The organism is Flavobacterium aquiphilum, assembly GCF_027111335.1.
Lineage (GTDB): Bacteria > Bacteroidota > Bacteroidia > Flavobacteriales > Flavobacteriaceae > Flavobacterium > Flavobacterium aquiphilum.
Genome location: NZ_CP114288.1, coordinates 4558371 through 4575445, shown reverse-complemented (window position 1 = coordinate 4575445; position 17075 = coordinate 4558371). Strand labels below are relative to the sequence as shown.

The window sequence follows — 17075 nt, the reverse complement described above, 5'->3', positions numbered from 1 at the left end:
GTCCGTACCATAGTGCCGATATTGAAAAAAATAAAAAAAATGGGTTTCGAGATAGATGAATACTTGGTAGGGAAGTTTTTTAAGCATTTAAAAAACAGAAAGAAAATAAGCCCTGAAATAGAAGCCAGAACGGTTACGCTTGCAGCCATAAAACCTCGTCTTACAATTATGGCTCGTGCTTTGACAGGGAATCCTATTGAAATATTTCCTGCTGAAAGAGAAGGAGGCTATAAAAACAATAACTTCTTTCTTCCAATTTCGTTTTCCGAATTCCCCACTCTGGAAGAGAATCTTACTTTTTATCATTTTAGAGTGCTGTATTTAAGTGTGCAACACCGTTTGAATTTCAATTGGACGGCAGATGAAGCGGAACCAGATTTGGCTGTTTCGCAACAAAGAGCATTGGAGACTTCCGAAGAAATCCTAGCGATTTTGTTTAAGGAATTTTCTATTGATGAACAATTTTTGGCGGAAGCCAAAAAACATTTTATCGAAAAACAAGATGCTAAAAAAGGACCTGATTTTTCGTGGCTTTTTGGCAAATGGATGAAAAATGAAGCGGTTGTTGAGAGTGAAAACGAACTTCAAAATTTCTCGGATAAAGCTAAAAAACCGAATGAAATTCAGCCTTTAACTACGCTTAAAGCAAAAGCTGTTGAAGAAGTAATGACTGTTGAAGTCGACAAAAAACAACAAGAGGATTATGTGATGCTGCATAATTTTGAAAAAGTAGAAACTGCTCAGGAATTCAATGGAAATTGGCGTGATTTTGATGGATCTGATGAATTGGAAGACCATCAGGACGCATTGGATGAATTGAATATGAAATTCACCGTTCGTGTGGACGACTCGGCACATTCGGTTTATCAAGCTGATTTTATGGAAAACACAACCATTTCCGAGAGTGCTTCGGTAGATGAAAAAGGTTTTCACCACAGTTATGATGAATGGGATTTTACTAAAAACAGTTACAAAGAAAATTTTTGTAAAGTATATCCAAAACTGCAGTTAAAGACTGATAGTGATTATTACAAAAAAACAATCGCCAAGAATGCTTCTATATTGATGGGCTTGCGCAAGATGCTGACCAATGTCAATAATAAGATGCAACAACAAAAACGCCAGACCCAAGGTGATGAATTCGACATTGATGCCATCACCGATTTGTATGTTGATGTTCATTCGAGAAGAACGCCTTCGGATAAAATTTATATTTCGAATAGAAAAAAAGAAAAAGATTTGTCGATTCTGATCCTGTTAGATATCAGTCTTTCAAGCGATGGCTACGCAGCCGGCAACCGTGTGATCGATGTAGAAAAAGAAGTTTCTATTTTGTTTGGGGAAATATTAAACGAATTCAATATCGATTTTTCGATTGACAGTTTTTATTCCAAAACCAGAAATTATTCGACTTATTTAACGATCAAAGATTTTGACGAAAATTGGAACAGTGCCAAGCACAAAGTGGGTGCGGTAGAACCTAGCGGATACACTCGAATAGGAGCAGCTTTGCGCCATGCGGGAGCACGACTCGATAAACGAAGCACGAAAAACAAATGGGTCATCTTAATTTCGGACGGAAAACCCAATGATTATGATAAATACGAAGGGAAATACGGAATCAATGACGTAAAACAAGCCCTTCGTGAACTCAATTCAAAAAACATTAATTCGTATGCATTGGCCATCGAGGCCGAAGCCAAATATTATCTGCCACAAATGTTCGGTCAAAACCACTATCAGATTTTAACGACTCCCGTTGAGTTATTGCAATCGTTAGTGAAATTATATGAAAAGATAAAACACCAAAAATAACCCTAACCATTTTTTTTAACCAGCCATTAAGGCGTTTGTTTCATTAAGATGAGTTTCAAAAGTTTTTAGAGGACAAAACAACTTAATTTTCTTAATGTCTTAATGGCAAAAAAAATAGAAATGGTTCAAAATGAAAAATGAAATGACAGAAACAATTCCCTCACTAGAATTGCCGGAAGGTCATCCAGTATGGACTTACTTTCAGGAAAAAGAATTAATAGAGTCTCTTTTGAAAGAGATGAAAAGCGTTAACCCGCTGATTGATTTACCAAAATACATGAATATCTTCAATCAGTTGCTTACTATAGAGAAACGTTTTGCGCGAAAAGAAAATCAGCTTTTTCCTTTTTTGGAAAAGAAAGGCTGGGTTGGTCCGTCTCAGGGAATGTGGTCTTTCCATGATAACTTGAGAGAACAATTTCGTTTGATTCAGTATTATCTCAAAATGAATAATCCAGAAAGAGTTGGAGCCAATACTCCATTTTTGATAGATGGAATTCATAGATTGCTTGGCGTTGAAGAAAACGTCTTGTTTCCTAATGCATTGGATATTCTTACCGATAAGGATTGGATTGAGATGCGCAAAGGCGAAGAAGAAATTGGCTGGATGCTGTCTCAAGAGCCTCCAACTTTCCCAAAAGTAGAATACATACATCCGAGCGAAGATTTTACTGTGAGAGAATTACCTTTTTCATTAGATAATAAATCACATTTTGATGAAGGGTATATGACTGTTGAGCAGGTGAATCTGCTTTTTAGAACGATGCCGGTGGATTTGACTTATGTAGATGAAAATGACCGAGTGATTTTCTACAACCGAGGCGAAGAGCGTGTGTTTCCAAGAAGCGCTGGAATCATCGGCCGTGAAGTAAAATTTTGTCATCCTCCAAAAAGTGTGGGAACAGTTCTCAAAATTTTAGAAGAATTTAGAAAAGGAACCCAAAACGAATCTTCTTTTTGGATCAATTATAAAGAACGTCTGATTTACATCCGCTATTTTGCCGTAAGGGACGCCAATAAAAACTACAAAGGCGTAATCGAAATGTCGCAAGATATTACAGATATCAAGAAAATTGAAGGTGAAAAAAGGTTGTTGGATTGGGAGTGAAAAGATTTCTGATTTTTGATTAACGATTTTTGATTTCTGATTTTGGAGCAGAAAGATTAGTTTTTTTACCATTATCCACAAAAGAGAAAGCTGAAATAATCGACTTCGTTTTTCAATATCTAAAATCTTTTATCATTTCTCTATCGTTTACCACAAAATCATAAATCTAAAATAGTTAATCTTCAATCTAAAATCAAATGGAAACCTTAAAAATAAACTACAAAAACATCTATTATCCCCCTGGAGGTATCCTGATGTGGATAATCATTTTTCTGGAGCTGATTACTTTCGGGATGGCATTGGTTGCCTTTGTGTATTACGGAAGTGAGAACACAGCAGTGTTTCATCAGTCCAGAATGGAATTGAATACTGTTTTTGGAGCAGTGAATACCGTTTTTTTATTGACTAGCGGCTTTTTTATGGCCAATGCGGTACACTATTTTAAAGAGAATGAAATTCAAAAATCATCTGCATTTTTTAAATGGACAATGTTGGGAGGTTTTTTGTTCCTTGCTCTTAAAAGTGTAGAATATTATCACAAAATAGAAAGCGGAATTTCATTGGATACCAATATGTTTTACACTTTTTATTGGTTGTTAACAGGATTTCATGTCATTCATGTGATTATTGGTTTGGTCATTTTGGGCTGGACAAATTACGGAATGGTTAAAAAAGATTCTGATACCAAAATTGAAGATGTTGAAGCAAGCGCTTCTTTTTGGCACATGTGTGATTTGATTTGGCTGCTATTGTTTCCTATACTTTATTTATTTTTTTAAAAATGAAAAAAAACTTAATTTTAGTCTTTATTTTATTACTTTTATTAACCATTACAACTGCTTGTATTTCAGGGCTAAAAGCTTTTTCTGGAGTTGTTGGAATTTTAATACTAATTTTTGCCACTTTTAAATTTTTGTTGGTTGCTTTTCACTTTATGGAGTTAAAGAAAGCACATTCGTTTTGGAAAATCAGCTTGATGCTGACCTTGTTATTGTTTGTAATTGTGATTGTTTCTTTAAAATAGCATTCTTAAATAAAAGTTAAGAAACATGATATTTATCATAATTTTTCAGTAAGGCTTATTCTATTTTTACACTATAAAAGACATGAATGTCCTTAATTAAGTAAAACTATCTAAACCCTATAAATAAAATGAAAAAGAACATCAATTTTAGCAGGTCTTATGGCGTAAAAGTATTTGCGTTGCTTGCTGCATTTAGCATTTTTTCTTGTGAAAAAAAGGAAGATAAAAATGCTGATTATTATGAAAAAATAAAAGTTGAAGGACAAAAAGAAGCAGAACTTACAGCTCCGCCTATGGTACCAAAACCAGTTGGTGATCGTCCTGCGATGAAATTGGTTGTAAACATGGAGATCAAAGAGCAAGAAGGTGAAATGGTTGACGGAACCAAATATGTGTATTGGACATTTGGAGGTTCTGTTCCGGGAAGTTTCATCAGAACCAGAGTGGGTGACGAAGTGGAGTTTCACTTAAAAAACCATCCGGATAATAAATTACCACACAATATCGATTTGCATGCGGTGACAGGACAAGGAGGAGGAGCAGCTTCGTCTATTGTGGCTCCTGGACATGAAAAAGTATTTAATTTTAAAGTACTAAATCCTGGGTTATATGTTTACCATTGTGCTACTGCGCCTGTTGGTATGCATATTGCAAACGGGATGTATGGATTGATTCTTGTAGAACCAGAAGGAGGTTTGCCACCTGTTGACAAAGAATTCTACGTAATGCAAGGTGATTTCTACACTAAAGGAGCTTATGGAGAGCAGGGAGTTCAGCCATTTGATATGAACAAAGCTTTGAAAGAAGAGCCTGATTATGTAGTTTTCAATGGTAAAGTGGGATCAATTGCGGGAGACAACGCTCTTACTGCCAAAGTTGGAGAAACTATTCGTATCTATATGGGTAATGGTGGGCCTAACTTGGTTTCTTCTTTCCACGTAATTGGAGAGATATTTGATAAAGTACATATCGAAGGAGGTGACGCGATTAATAAAAATGTTCAAACTACTATGATTCCGGCGGGTGGTTCTGCAATTGTAGAATTCAAAGTGGATGTTCCGGGAACATTTATATTGGTGGATCACTCCATTTTCAGAGCGTTCAATAAAGGAGCTTTGGGAATGTTGAAAGTAACCGGTGAAGAAAACAAAAAAATCTACTCAGGAACTACTCAGGAAGGGATTTATTTGCCTGAAGGCGGAAATGTCCAAAATATGCCCGAAGGAAAAAAAGAAGCAAAATCAACAGTTGCAAAAACATTGCCTGAGCAAATTAAGTCAGGAAAAGCGATCTTCGGGACAACATGTTTTGCCTGTCATCAATCCGAAGGACAAGGTGTGCCGCATGCTTTTCCTCCATTGGCAAAATCAGATTTCTTGAATGCCGATCCTAAGAGAGCCATCCAAATTGTTATGAGAGGATTGAGCGGTGAGATTACAGTAAATGGTCAGAAAATAAATAGCGTAATGCCAAGTCAAAATCTATCAGACGACGAAATTGCAGATGTTCTAACTTATGTTTACAGCAGTTGGGGCAATAATAAAACAGTAATTACACCAGCAATGGTAAAAGCACAAAGAAAATAATAAACACAATTTTAAATATTTATAAGTCATGAAAAAATACATTTTAGGAATCGCATTAATTGGATTAAGTCTGAAAGGTTTTAGCCAAGATGTAAACAAAGGTAAAGGCGTTTATGCTAAAACCTGTATCGCTTGTCACCAGGCTACAGGAGCTGGAGTTCCGGGTGCTTTTCCACCATTGGCAAAATCGGATTACTTAAATGCCGATGTGGACCGAGCCATTAAACAAGTTATTAAAGGGTCAACTGCCCCAATAACTGTAAACGGAAAAAAATACACTACTGCTATGCCTGCGCAGCCTTTGACTGACCAGCAAATTGCTGATGTACTTACTTATGTATATTCAAGTTGGGGTAACAGTAAAAAAGTAGTTACCGTAGCAATGGTGAAAGCCCAAAGAAAATAATAAATACGAAAGCAAAAAGAATCGCAATGTTCCAATTAAAAAAAATAGTAACCATCTTTATATTGTTGGTAAATTGTATTCTTTTTGCTCAAGATACCAAAATGGCATCCATAGGAGGGGGGACTTTTGTTCCCCTTTATGGAGCCACTACCAAAAAACCGGTCAAAGTAGCTCCGTTTAAATTGGATGTGTATCCGGCAACGAATGCGCAATATCTGGCATTTGTTAAAAAATATCCCGAATACAGCCGTTCAAAAATGAAAGGATTATATGCCGATAAAAGTTATCTAACCCAATGGGAAAGTGATTTTAACTACGGAAAAAATAATCTGAGTAATGCTCCTGTAACCAATGTTTCCTGGTTTTCCGCCAAGAAATATTGTGAATGCCAGGGTAAAAGATTACCCACTATGGACGAATGGGAGTATGTGGCTATGGCCGATGAAAAAAGATCGGATGCGCGTACCAAAGAAGAATTTAATAAATACATTTTGTCTTGGTACGAAAAGCCAAAAACCTATGCGAATCCGGTTGGTCAGACCTTCAAAAATTATTGGGGAGTTTATGATATGCACGGCTTGGTTTGGGAATGGACAGCCGATTTCAACAGTATTTTTCTTTCGGGTGAATCCAGAAAAGATAAAGACACTGATAAGAATCTCTTTTGCGGAAGCGGATCGGTTAATGCGACCGATTTGATGAACTACGCCGCGTTTATGCGTTATGCTTTTAGAGGTAGTCTGAAAGCAAGTTACACTACAAAAAATTTAGGGTTCCGATGCGCTCAAGATAAATAGCTTCGAACCTTACCAAAACCAAACAAAATGAAATCGTCATTAACAACAAGTTTGCGCAAGCAATTGAAAATCATCGAACACCGATGAAAATAAAATATTGTGAGATAAACACTGATAAAAAAAGGCGATAACATATATGACCGCTTAAAAATAACTTTTACATATATGAAATTAGAATTAACCCAAAAACGAAAAGAAATCCTTAAAAAAGGACTTTCTTGTTTACTTGTTTTGTCTATTTTTGCACTTTTTTTTGCTGTTCAAGGTTGTAATAAAAAAGAAGTTGTTGATAAAGACAAACCTATTTCTGATTTGTCAATTTACAATTTGCCTTCCAAATGGACCACTCAAAATGGGCAAAATATTGAAATGAAGGATTTGAGAGGCAAAGTATTGCTAATGGTTATGATTTATACTTCCTGCAAAGCTGCTTGTCCACGTTTAGTTGCCGATATGCGAAATATTGAGTCTCGTTTGCCTGACAATATCAAGGAGCATGTGAAATTAGTATTAATCAGTATTGATCCCCAAACGGACACGCCAAAACGATTAAAAGAATTCTCTATTGCTAATAAAATGGAAGGTGACCAGTGGCTTTTTTTGCGTTCGACAGAAGAAAATACGAGAGAGTTTGCAGCAGTTTTGGCTGTTAATTATAAAAAAATATCCCCGATGGATTTTTCCCATTCCAATATTATAAGCGTTTTCAATGCTGAAGGAGAGTTGGCTTATCAACAGGAAGGATTAGGGGTAAACTCCGATGAAACCATCAAAAAAATAACAGAAGAAGCGGTTAAACTAAATTAAATTTCACTAAATGAAGCTATTTAAAATTATGGTACTGGCAGTAGTACTTATGGCCAGTAAGAACGTTTTTGCCCAAGAATTTGATGCCAATTTACAAATTAAACCCCGTTACGAATTCAGAAATGGGTATAAAGCCCCAATTCCTTATGGAGAAACACCTGGTCAGTTTATTTCGTCAAGAACGCGTTTGAGTTTGAATTTTAAACAGGATAAATTTGTTACCAAGTTTTCTATGCAAAATGTTCGAGTATGGGGAGATGTTGCTCCTAATGCAAAAGCGGATGCAAACGGCATTCAGGTATTTGAAGCATGGGCGCAATATAATTTTAACGAAAAATGGAGTACCCGTTTAGGTCGTCAGGTAATTTCATACGACAATCAGCGTATTCTGGGGGAAGGCGATTGGGGTATGCAGGCACAAAGTCATGATGCTGCATTGGTTACTTATAAAAAGAATAAAAGCCAACTGGATCTTGGCTTCTCTTATAGTGCACTTGCTGAAACCGATATTGCGACACCATACACAGTAGCCAATTATAAATCCATGCAATATGGCTGGTATCATACAGAGTTAGGGAAATTAAACATGAGCCTGTTATTTTTGAATACCGGTTATGAAAATAAACTAGTTGCACCAATCCCAACACCGACACCTGAATTAAAAGTGGATTATATGCAAACTTTTGGAACATATATGAATTCCAAAGGTAAATCTTGGGACGGTAACCTTTGGTTTTACGGACAAACTGGGAAAAATAATACTTATAGTGTAAGTGCTTTTGATGCAGCCCTTAATTTTAATTATGCTTTTACTGAAAAGTTCAAAGCGGGTTTTGGTTATGAATTCCTTTCCGGAAAAAGCCAAACAGATAAAAGTACTGATATAAAATCGTTTTATCCTCTTTTTGGAACTAATCATGGATTTAATGGTTATATGGATTATTTCTATGTCGGGAATTTTAGAAATTCGGTGGGACTTCAAGATGCATTTTTGAAATTTGGTTATAACGTAAACAAATGGCAGTTCGCTTTATTGCCTCATATGTTTAATGCGGCCAATACGGTTTTGGATGCTGGCGGAAACAAAATGGACAACTATCTTGGTACTGAAATCGATTTTACTGCTGGTTATGCTGTTCACAAGTTTATAAATATTACAGGCGGCTATTCTCAAATGTTTGCGACTGATACGATGCAAAGATTGAAAGGTGGCGATGTAGATCATACCAATAATTGGGGTTGGTTATGTGTGAACGTTAATCCCCAAATATTTTCCTTTAAAAAATAGTACTAATTGAATTTTGAAATTAGTATAATGCCGTTTTGTGTTCCATTTTGTTCAAATATTGTTGGACTTTTGAAATAACAGACCCTATAATTATTAGTTCGGTTTCAAGAAAACCTCTCTTTGCAGGATTTTTAGTCTGTAAAGAGAGGTTTTTTCTGTTAATAAATTGCTTTATATTTGTTTAAGAATATTTTGAGATGCTGATATTTATCATGTTTAAGGATAAAAGACTGATTTATCTTTGTTTATGATTAATCAAGGGATTTATAGATAATCTATTGTAGACTGAAAGTTACGAATAGTTGATGATGAATGATTCTTTGATTGACAAAAGGGAATGAGCGCAATCAATAAAGTATTTTTTAATTAAAAAAGATAAAGTTATGGGGACTTATTTAGAGAAATTAGAAGCGGAACGTGAAAACGAATCAAACGAAACACAAAAAGAGCTTTCAAAAACTTGGTTGAAAGAATGGGAACCGGAAAATGAAGAGTTTTGGAAAAAAACAGGTAGTAAAATTGCTTGGAAAACTTTGACAATTACAACTTTGTCATTAATACTTTCCTTTGCTTCGTGGTTTATGATGAGTGTAATTGCGGTGAAATTACCTGGACTTGGTTTTCCGTTTTCTAAAGATCAACTTTTTTGGTTGGTGGCAATACCTGGATTGGCTGCAGGATTTTTAAGAATAATCCACACTTTTATACTGCCTATTTTTGGTACAAGGCACGTGGTGACTGTGGCAACTTTACTAAAATTAATTCCGGCAATTGGAATCGGATTTGCGGTAATGGATACCAATACTCCATTTTGGGTATTTGTTCTTTTGGCTATTACCACTGGTTTTGGAGGCGGAGATTTTTCATCCTTTATGCCTAGCACAAGTCTATTTTTTCCAAAAAGATTAAAAGGAACAGCATTGGGAATCCAAGCGGGTATTGGAAATTTTGGAGTTAGTTTAGCTCAGTTTATTACTCCGATTATTTTGAGTGTTAGTATTTACGGGACCACTTCAGTATTTACAAGTATCGATGCCAAGGAAACACAAAATGTTTTAACAGATTCAACAGTTGAAAAGCAAAAAGAAGTTTTTGCGGCCTTGGACGCCAAAACGCAAAATAAAATTTTGGCTACTGTAAAGAAACCAGTGTTGGATTCTGTTATTGCGGCTACAAAATCAAATGATAATCACGAAATTTTTTCTGCATTACCGCTCAATGAGAAATCTAAAGCGATTGCAAATGCAAATCCTAAATTAGCTGAAAAAATATTAAACAAAATAAGCCCCAAAAATGATGCGGTAAATAAAAGAAACATCTATATTCAATCTGCTGCATTTTGGTACATTGGTTTTCTTTTGGTTTTGGCATTTATCAGTTGGTTTTTTTTAAAAAGCATTCCGATGAAGGCTTCCATAAAAGAACAAATGGATATTTTTAAAAACAAGCATACTTGGTATTGTACAATTACTTATCTGATGACTTTTGGAACGTTTGCAGGATTATCGGCAGCTTTTCCTTTGATGATAAAATATTTGTACGGCGATTTTCCAGATGCACCGGATCCATTAGTTTATGCTTTCTATGGGCCGCTGATTGGTTCTGCCAGCAGAGTCGCTTTTGGTTTTGTGGCCGATAAAATAGGAGGAGCGATATTGACAACCATCACCGGAATCGGAATTTTGACAGGTGCCATTATTTTGATTACCCAAGGATTGGTTTCGCCTACGAGTATGGATCAGTTTCCGTTGTTTGTAGGTGTGATTTTGGCGATGTTTTTCTTTACAGGAATTGGGAATGCAGGTACTTTTAGACAATTTCCTATCATTTTTTCTGAAAACCAACGTCAGGCAGCTGGTGTGATTGGTTGGACTGCCGCGATTGCTGCTTTTGGACCTTTTATCTTTTCTAAATTAATTGGAAATAACCTTTCGGCAAATGGTACTGTAAATCAATTCTTTATTGGCTTGATTCTTTTTACGATCTTAGCTACCAGCATCAACTGGTGGTTTTACAACCGTAAAGGATGTGAAAGACCAAGTTAGTATAACATGACACTGAAGGAGTAATTCTAAGCTTTAGCTTTGTCTTTTAAATTTTTTGAATACTTTTTTTGGTACTTTGAATCCAAAAATCACAATTGTTTATCCTTAGCTCGATGGGAGCAAATATCCTTTTATGCCGTCTAGCCCAAAGGCAAGAGGCATAAAAGATATTGCGGTTGGCTAAAAATGCCAAATGTTTCTGCTGCAGAAAAATAATAATTTAAGAGCTATCAATCCTTTTTTGTTTTAAATTAGTGATTCGTTTAAAAATTCTAACATTTTAATGTTTTGAACTCAATAAAAATACTTAAGTAGTTTTACTTAATTTTTATTTTTTACTTAATTTTGCTCCCGCAAATAAGGCTTTGGAAATAATTTAATGAATTAAGCCGATTCATATTGTAAGCGCGTAATACCATAAAATAAAATGAAAAACAGAACATATAATATAAAAGCATTACTCATTGCCACATTACTTTCAATACTTATGATTGTATTGGTATTTTATGGCTCAAGGGAATTGCAGAATTTTGATGCGGCTCTGATTACTTATTTATTCGGAACTTTGTTTGCTTTTTTTGGAATTGTTTATCGTTATACCGTGTGGTTGCAAAGACCACCAACTTGGATTTATTTTAAGAGGGGAATTACGTATTTAGTAACTGGAAAAGTGTTTTCGCATTTTTGGTTTGCTACAAAGGAAACAGTTGAAAATATAGCGTTTCAGAAATTTATTTATCCTAGGGGAAAATACCGCTGGATGGCGCATTTTATGATTGCTGTGGGTTGCACTTCTGCTTTTTTAATCACTATTCCGTTAACGTTTGGTTGGATTCATTTTACGATGGCTCCGAATTCTATTTCGGTTTATGAAGCGCATTTCTTTGGTTTCAAAGTGATGGATTTTAATTTGGATTCGATTACTGCATTCTTGACATTTCACGCATTGAACTGGTCTTCTTATTTGGTGATCTTTGGTTCAGTATATTATTTGAGAAGACGATTAACAAATCCGGGTTTGATTGCCTCACAATCATTTGAAGGTGATTTGTTACCACTTATTTTATTGATAGCTATTTCGGTTACCGGATTGGGATTGACTTATTCGTACCAATTTATGAAAGGTTTTGCTTTCGACTTTTTGGCGGTATTGCACGCAGTAACAGTAATTATGTTTTTGATTTGGATTCCGTTTGGAAAGTTTTTCCATATTATTCAGCGTCCGGCACAAATTGGTGCTCATATTTACAAGAAGCAAGGGATGAAAAAAGGAATGGCAGTTTGTCCCCATACTGGTGAAGAATTTGCCACTAAGCTGCACATCGACGATCTTAAAATAGTGACCAAAGAATTAGGTTTTGACTTTTCGATGGAAGATGGCTGTTCACATTTAGATTTAAGCCCAGAAGGGAAAAGATCCCGATTGGCTCAAGCACATTTGCGAGCAAGACAGGCTGGGGGGAATTTATTTGGATAATTTTAAAGACAAAAAAATATATAAACATGGCAAAATTACCTGTTTCAGAAGAAAATATTGTTTCGCTTTTTGGACCTCATAAAAATTATAGTCCAAAGGAAGGCTACGAGGGAAGAGATGAACCTGATGAGTTGGTCAAAACCCATTGCTGTTTTTGCGGAATGCAATGTGGAATTCAATTGTCTGTAAAAGAAAATAAAGTAGTTGGGTTTGAGCCATGGATGGAATTTCCTTTTAATGAAGGGCGTCTTTGTCCAAAAGGAGTGCAGCGTTATTTGCAAAATAATCACCCGGACCGACTTTTAAGTCCGTTGAAAAGAGTAGAAGGACAAGGGTTTGTGCCAACTTCTTGGGATGATGCAATGAGCAAAACAGTTTCAGAAATTCAACGTATTCAAGAAAAATATGGAAATGATGCTTTCTCGATGCTTTCGGGAGTTTCATTGACCAATGAAAAAAGTTATTTGGTTGGGAAATTTGCCAGAGTTGCTTTAAAAACAAAAAACCTTGATTATAATGGGCGTTTGTGCATGGTGAGTGCAGGTGCTGGAAATAAAAAAGCATTTGGACTGGACAGAGGTTCGAATAACTATTCTGATTTGGAATATGCTGAGGTAATTATTGTAGCTGGAGCCAATGTCAGTGAAACGTTTCCAACATTAACACACTGGATTTGGAAAGCGAGAGACAGAGGAGCAAAACTGATTGTAATTGATCCAAGGATGATTCCGTTGGCAAGAACAGCCGATATTCATTTGGATGTGCGTCCCGGAACCGATTCGGCTTTGTACGGTGCCATGTTGAAATATTTAGCAGATCACGATATGCTGGATCATGATTTTATAGATAATCATACTTCGGGATTTCAGGAAACTTTAGACGCAGTAAAAGATAATACGCTGAAATGGGCGGAAGAAGTTACCGGAATTAAAAAAGAAAAAATACAGCAAGCAGCTGAGTTATGGGGTAAAGCGAATACCAGCTTCCTGCTTCATGCACGAGGAATTGAGCATCATTCCAAAGGAGTAGATAATGTTTTGGGCTGTATCAATTTGGTTTTGGCAACAGGAAGAATTGGTAAACCTTATTGTGGTTATGCAACCATTACAGGTCAAGGAAATGGACAAGGAGGAAGAGAACACGGTCATAAATGCGATCAATTGCCAGGAAACAGAGATATAGAAAATCCGGAACACCGCAAATATATTTCGGATGTTTGGGGAATAAATGAAAAAGATTTACCGGGTAAAGGTTTGTCTGCTTATGAAATTATCGAAGCCATTCACAGAGGAGAAATCAAAGGGTTAATATCCATTTGCTTTAATCCGTTGGTTTCTTTGCCGAACAGTAATTATGTTCGTGAGGCTTTAGAAAAATTGGAATTTTACGTTTGTATCGACTTTTTCCTTAACGAAACTGCCCGCCACGCCGATATTGTTTTAGCAGGTTCTTTGCAGGAAGAAGAAGAAGGAACTACAACTTCTGCCGAAGGGCGAGTTATCCGTATTCGTCAGGCGGTGACTCCTCCGGGAGATGCCAGAACAGATACTTCTATTATCTTGGAAATCGCCAAACGTTTAGGTGTAAAAGATAAATTCACCTACGAAAGCAGCGAAGCAATTTTTAATGAATTGCGTGTGGCATCCAAAGGTGGTACAGCCGATTACTACGGAATTACTTACCAAAGAATTGAAGATGAAATGGGTGTTTTTTGGCCTTGTCCAACAATAGGTCATCCAGGAACGCCACGTTTGTGGGAAGACAGAAAGTTTAAAACGCCTGATGGGAAAGCGCATTTTAACCCAGCGCCGTATAAGCTTCCGGGAGAAGTTACTGATGCGGATTATCCCGTGATTTTGACTACCGGACGAGTGGTTTCTCAATATTTAAGTGGAACACAAACCCGCAGAATTGGGAAATTAGTAGATCAGTTTCCGGAACCTTTAGTAGAAATCCATCCTAATTTAGCCAAACAATACGGCATTAAACAAAGAGAATTAATTCGTGTTTCAACGAGAAGGGGAGAAGGAATTTTTCCGGCAAATATTGTAGAAACCATCAGGGAAGATACCGTTTTTATTCCGTATCACTGGTCAGGTAAAAAATCGGCAAACCAATTGACACCCGGGACATTGGATCCGATTTCAAAAATACCCGAATTCAAAGTTTGTGCCTGTCATTTGGAACCACTTGGGGAAATAGCACCTCCTGCAAAAGAATCGACGGCTTATGCAAGTGTTTAATCTATAAAAGCAAAGAATGAATTATACTAATTTTAATATACACGAAGAATTTTTTGTAGATATGCAACGCTGTATTGGCTGTAAAGCTTGCGAATTGGCTTGCGCCGAATGCGAGACTAACGGTCAGGACTCGATGATACATGTTAATTATGTGGATCGTGCAGCAACTGTACAGACAACAGTTCAGGTATGTATGCACTGTGATGACCCCGTTTGCGCGAATGTTTGTCCAGCCGATGCGATTTCGAAAGACGAGTTCGGAATTGTGCACACAGCAAATACAGAAAGATGTATCGGATGTTCCAATTGCGTGATGGCTTGTCCTTTTGGTGTACCAAAAAAAGAGGAAAACTACGATTTGATGATGAAGTGTACCATGTGCTATGACAGAACCAGCGTTGGTAAAAAGCCAATGTGCGCAACAGTTTGTCCAAGCGGTGCTTTGTTTTATGGTACGAAAGAAGAAATTCAGGAAATGCGCCCTAACAGTACTCCAGTAAATACGTTCATATTTGGTAAAGAAACAGTGAATACCAAAGTGAATATTATGATGCCAAAAGGAAGTACTGAACTGATAATATACTAAAGAATACACTCATGTCTAAAGAAGATAATTTAAATAAAAACTGGAAAAAAGATTTTCCAATCGAAAAACAACAAGCGACTAATGTTAGCCGTCGAGACTTTGCAAAATTCCTTACTTTAGTTTCAGGAGGATTGATGGTTGGTAGCGGTTTAGTTGCAGCCAAAGCTTATATGTTTCCAAAAGAAGAAGTCGAAGGAGAACATTTTGTATGTAAAAAAGAAGAGGTTCCATTGGGAGGAACTCGTGGTTTTGTAATCGAAGGCAGTACCATTCCGTATATATTAATTCATCTGGAAACGGGCGAGTTTAAAGCTTATGAGCAGAAATGTACCCACCTTTCCTGTTCTGTTTTTTACAAGCCTGGGACCGGAATTATTCATTGTCCATGCCACGAAGGATCATTTGATGCAAAAACAGGAGATGTGTTAGGAGGGCCGCCGCCAAGAGCTTTGCCAAGTCTGGATGTATTTTTCAAAGACAATGACGTCTATGTAAAAGCTACAACTCATCAAGAAAAACTAGGATAAACCAAAAAAATAATTCGTTATGAGTAATTTTAGAAGAGGTCAGAACCAATCCAATCCTAATAAGTTAAACGCGATTCTTTCGTCGTTAATCTTTATTTTAATTCTAAATGTTAGTATTCAAATTTGGTTGTTGTATGCTGCGTTGAACAATGCTTTAGATAACAATAAGGAAATCCTAATTCCTGCGTTTATTGCTTCTCTGATATTGTTTTTGATCGGTTTTGGTTGGCTTTATTATTTGCCGACAGGGAATACGAATACTAAGAAATAAACAAGTTTTGTTTTAGTAACTAAACAAAAAGGGATCAACTTGATAATCGAGTTGATCCCTTTTTATCTTTGATAACAACTATTTTGTGGCAGTGCTATCTTTTTGTTTAATGTTTTTTTTCATCCCGTGATTGTTATGATTTCTCATTTCACGAAAGTGGTCTTCTCTCATGTCTTGGTGATGGGCTCTTAATTCATCCCATTTTTTAAATTGATCAGGAGAAAGAATTTTTTTCATTTTGGCTTTCGTCTCGATTTGTTCATCAAGCATTTTGCTTTTCATTTCAAAAATCTCATCAGAAGTTGGTTTTTCTGTTTTAGTTTTTCTGTTTTTTAGCAAAGCTTCTCTTTTTGAACTTTGTTCCGCAATTAATTTGCTGACTTCTTTTTGCTGAGAAGCATTCAAATCAAGTTCTAATGTCATTTTTTTCAGCATTAGTTGATTGCGTTGTTCAGGTGTGAATTTTTCGATAGGATTTCCATCGTGTTTTTGAGGTCTTTGTTGTTGCGCATAAGTTGATATGCTTGCAATAGCAATTAAAGCAACAGTGATTAATTTCTTCATAGTCAGTAGTTTTTAATTTTTATAGTAAGACTAATGATGTTGATTAAAGTTTAATCATTGTAAAGAAATTATGATTTTTTTAGTTTATTCAACTCTTTTTTGTGAAATGTAAAATTCGGTTTCCGAAATTAGATCATCAACTGTTTTCATGTTTCGTTTTACAATTCAGTAATCCAATCGGAATCGTCTTCGTCAGGTTGTTTGTGGTTAATATCAATTCCAAATATTATACCATCTTCCTCTTCGATTTCTTTCGCCATTTCCATTTCGTTTTCGTTTAGGTGTTTAATTTCATTCGGATCGATAGGTTGAAGTAAATTCAAAACTTGCTGTAGCAAGTGAAGATCATCGACAGATCTTAGTTTGTCAATTATCTTTTGTTTTAATTCTAAAGTCTTCATAATTTATGATTTAGAATAGTAAAATTACAAATAATAGAGGGAATTTTTTTGGTTTGTGGTTGATTAATAGAGTTTTAATTGTAAATTAAAAAGGAGCTTCATTTCTGAAACTCCTTTTTGATATTTATTA

16 protein-coding genes and 1 pseudogene are annotated in these 17075 nt (G+C 35.9%); 15 read left to right on the top strand and 2 right to left on the bottom strand.

All coding sequences use genetic code 11. The features are described 5' to 3' along the window. Positions 1 to 39: 39 nt before the first annotated feature. The 15 genes and pseudogenes from OZP12_RS18540 to OZP12_RS18470 all read left to right on the top strand — a co-directional run bounded on the left by OZP12_RS18540 (position 40) and on the right by OZP12_RS18470 (position 15980). Entirely contained in the window at positions 40 to 1815 is a 1776-nt protein-coding gene (locus tag OZP12_RS18540; RefSeq protein WP_281226562.1) for a nitric oxide reductase activation protein NorD, read from the top strand. Positions 1816 to 1957: 142 nt separating this feature from the next. Continuing rightward, the gene (locus tag OZP12_RS18535; RefSeq protein WP_281226561.1) at positions 1958 to 2923 is read left to right on the top strand and encodes a DUF438 domain-containing protein; all 966 of its coding nucleotides are present in this window, start codon (positions 1958 to 1960) and stop codon (positions 2921 to 2923) included. 197 nt (positions 2924 to 3120) lie between these two features. Beyond that, positions 3121 to 3702 (top strand): cytochrome c oxidase subunit 3, encoded by a 582-nt coding sequence (locus tag OZP12_RS18530; protein WP_281226560.1) that lies wholly within the window; start codon positions 3121 to 3123, stop codon positions 3700 to 3702. A 2-nt stretch (positions 3703 to 3704) separates the two neighbouring features. Next, positions 3705 to 3947, top strand: a complete 243-nt coding sequence (locus tag OZP12_RS18525) for a cytochrome C oxidase subunit IV family protein (RefSeq protein ID WP_281226559.1) — start codon at positions 3705 to 3707, stop codon at positions 3945 to 3947. A gap of 128 nt (positions 3948 to 4075) precedes the next feature. Then, the gene (gene nirK, locus OZP12_RS18520; RefSeq protein ID WP_281226558.1) at positions 4076 to 5533 is read left to right on the top strand and encodes a copper-containing nitrite reductase; all 1458 of its coding nucleotides are present in this window, start codon (positions 4076 to 4078) and stop codon (positions 5531 to 5533) included. Between the two features lie 85 nt (positions 5534 to 5618). Continuing rightward, positions 5619 to 5939 (top strand): annotated as a pseudogene (locus tag OZP12_RS18515) (c-type cytochrome); the annotation flags it as partial. Between the two features lie 26 nt (positions 5940 to 5965). Beyond that, on the top strand, positions 5966 to 6736 hold the full coding sequence (locus tag OZP12_RS18510) for a formylglycine-generating enzyme family protein (RefSeq protein WP_281226557.1): 771 nt from the start codon (positions 5966 to 5968) through the stop codon (positions 6734 to 6736). Between the two features lie 165 nt (positions 6737 to 6901). Then, positions 6902 to 7543 (top strand): SCO family protein, encoded by a 642-nt coding sequence (locus OZP12_RS18505; RefSeq protein ID WP_281226556.1) that lies wholly within the window; start codon positions 6902 to 6904, stop codon positions 7541 to 7543. A gap of 10 nt (positions 7544 to 7553) precedes the next feature. Continuing rightward, on the top strand, positions 7554 to 8831 hold the full coding sequence (locus OZP12_RS18500) for an alginate export family protein (RefSeq protein WP_281226555.1): 1278 nt from the start codon (positions 7554 to 7556) through the stop codon (positions 8829 to 8831). Positions 8832 to 9214: 383 nt separating this feature from the next. Continuing rightward, the gene (locus tag OZP12_RS18495) at positions 9215 to 10876 is read left to right on the top strand and encodes an MFS transporter (RefSeq protein WP_281226554.1); all 1662 of its coding nucleotides are present in this window, start codon (positions 9215 to 9217) and stop codon (positions 10874 to 10876) included. 427 nt (positions 10877 to 11303) lie between these two features. Continuing rightward, positions 11304 to 12353, top strand: coding sequence for an MFS transporter (locus OZP12_RS18490; protein WP_281226553.1), 1050 nt, complete (start codon positions 11304 to 11306; stop codon positions 12351 to 12353). A 26-nt stretch (positions 12354 to 12379) separates the two neighbouring features. Beyond that, positions 12380 to 14596, top strand: coding sequence for a molybdopterin oxidoreductase family protein (locus OZP12_RS18485; protein ID WP_281226552.1), 2217 nt, complete (start codon positions 12380 to 12382; stop codon positions 14594 to 14596). Between the two features lie 16 nt (positions 14597 to 14612). Continuing rightward, the gene (locus tag OZP12_RS18480; RefSeq protein WP_281226551.1) at positions 14613 to 15182 is read left to right on the top strand and encodes a 4Fe-4S dicluster domain-containing protein; all 570 of its coding nucleotides are present in this window, start codon (positions 14613 to 14615) and stop codon (positions 15180 to 15182) included. A gap of 11 nt (positions 15183 to 15193) precedes the next feature. After that, on the top strand, positions 15194 to 15709 hold the full coding sequence (locus OZP12_RS18475) for a Rieske (2Fe-2S) protein (protein WP_281226550.1): 516 nt from the start codon (positions 15194 to 15196) through the stop codon (positions 15707 to 15709). A gap of 19 nt (positions 15710 to 15728) precedes the next feature. Beyond that, positions 15729 to 15980: a DUF6755 family protein gene (locus OZP12_RS18470; RefSeq protein WP_281226549.1), complete on the top strand. Its 252-nt coding sequence runs from the start codon at positions 15729 to 15731 to the stop codon at positions 15978 to 15980. 78 nt (positions 15981 to 16058) lie between these two features. On the opposite strand, the gene OZP12_RS18465 is transcribed toward OZP12_RS18470, so the two are convergent. Next, on the bottom strand, positions 16059 to 16544 hold the full coding sequence (locus tag OZP12_RS18465; protein ID WP_281226548.1) for a DUF4890 domain-containing protein: 486 nt from the start codon (positions 16542 to 16544) through the stop codon (positions 16059 to 16061). Positions 16545 to 16702: 158 nt separating this feature from the next. Then, positions 16703 to 16945, bottom strand: a complete 243-nt coding sequence (locus tag OZP12_RS18460) for a hypothetical protein (RefSeq protein WP_281226547.1) — start codon at positions 16943 to 16945, stop codon at positions 16703 to 16705. Positions 16946 to 17075: the final 130 nt, after the last annotated feature.

Bases quoted from the DNA above. Each gene is read 5' to 3' on its own strand.
- OZP12_RS18540 (WP_281226562.1), top strand. From the start codon at position 40: ATGGGTTTCGAGATAGATGAATACTTGGTAGGGAAGTTTTTTAAGCAT.
- OZP12_RS18535 (WP_281226561.1), top strand. From the start codon at position 1,958: ATGACAGAAACAATTCCCTCACTAGAATTGCCGGAAGGTCATCCAGTA.
- OZP12_RS18530 (WP_281226560.1), top strand. From the start codon at position 3,121: ATGGAAACCTTAAAAATAAACTACAAAAACATCTATTATCCCCCTGGA.
- OZP12_RS18525 (WP_281226559.1), top strand. From the start codon at position 3,705: ATGAAAAAAAACTTAATTTTAGTCTTTATTTTATTACTTTTATTAACC.
- nirK (WP_281226558.1), top strand. From the start codon at position 4,076: ATGAAAAAGAACATCAATTTTAGCAGGTCTTATGGCGTAAAAGTATTT.
- OZP12_RS18510 (WP_281226557.1), top strand. From the start codon at position 5,966: ATGTTCCAATTAAAAAAAATAGTAACCATCTTTATATTGTTGGTAAAT.
- OZP12_RS18505 (WP_281226556.1), top strand. From the start codon at position 6,902: ATGAAATTAGAATTAACCCAAAAACGAAAAGAAATCCTTAAAAAAGGA.
- OZP12_RS18500 (WP_281226555.1), top strand. From the start codon at position 7,554: ATGAAGCTATTTAAAATTATGGTACTGGCAGTAGTACTTATGGCCAGT.
- OZP12_RS18495 (WP_281226554.1), top strand. From the start codon at position 9,215: ATGGGGACTTATTTAGAGAAATTAGAAGCGGAACGTGAAAACGAATCA.
- OZP12_RS18490 (WP_281226553.1), top strand. From the start codon at position 11,304: ATGAAAAACAGAACATATAATATAAAAGCATTACTCATTGCCACATTA.
- OZP12_RS18485 (WP_281226552.1), top strand. From the start codon at position 12,380: ATGGCAAAATTACCTGTTTCAGAAGAAAATATTGTTTCGCTTTTTGGA.
- OZP12_RS18480 (WP_281226551.1), top strand. From the start codon at position 14,613: ATGAATTATACTAATTTTAATATACACGAAGAATTTTTTGTAGATATG.
- OZP12_RS18475 (WP_281226550.1), top strand. From the start codon at position 15,194: ATGTCTAAAGAAGATAATTTAAATAAAAACTGGAAAAAAGATTTTCCA.
- OZP12_RS18470 (WP_281226549.1), top strand. From the start codon at position 15,729: ATGAGTAATTTTAGAAGAGGTCAGAACCAATCCAATCCTAATAAGTTA.
- OZP12_RS18465 (WP_281226548.1), bottom strand. From the start codon at position 16,544: ATGAAGAAATTAATCACTGTTGCTTTAATTGCTATTGCAAGCATATCA.
- OZP12_RS18460 (WP_281226547.1), bottom strand. From the start codon at position 16,945: ATGAAGACTTTAGAATTAAAACAAAAGATAATTGACAAACTAAGATCT.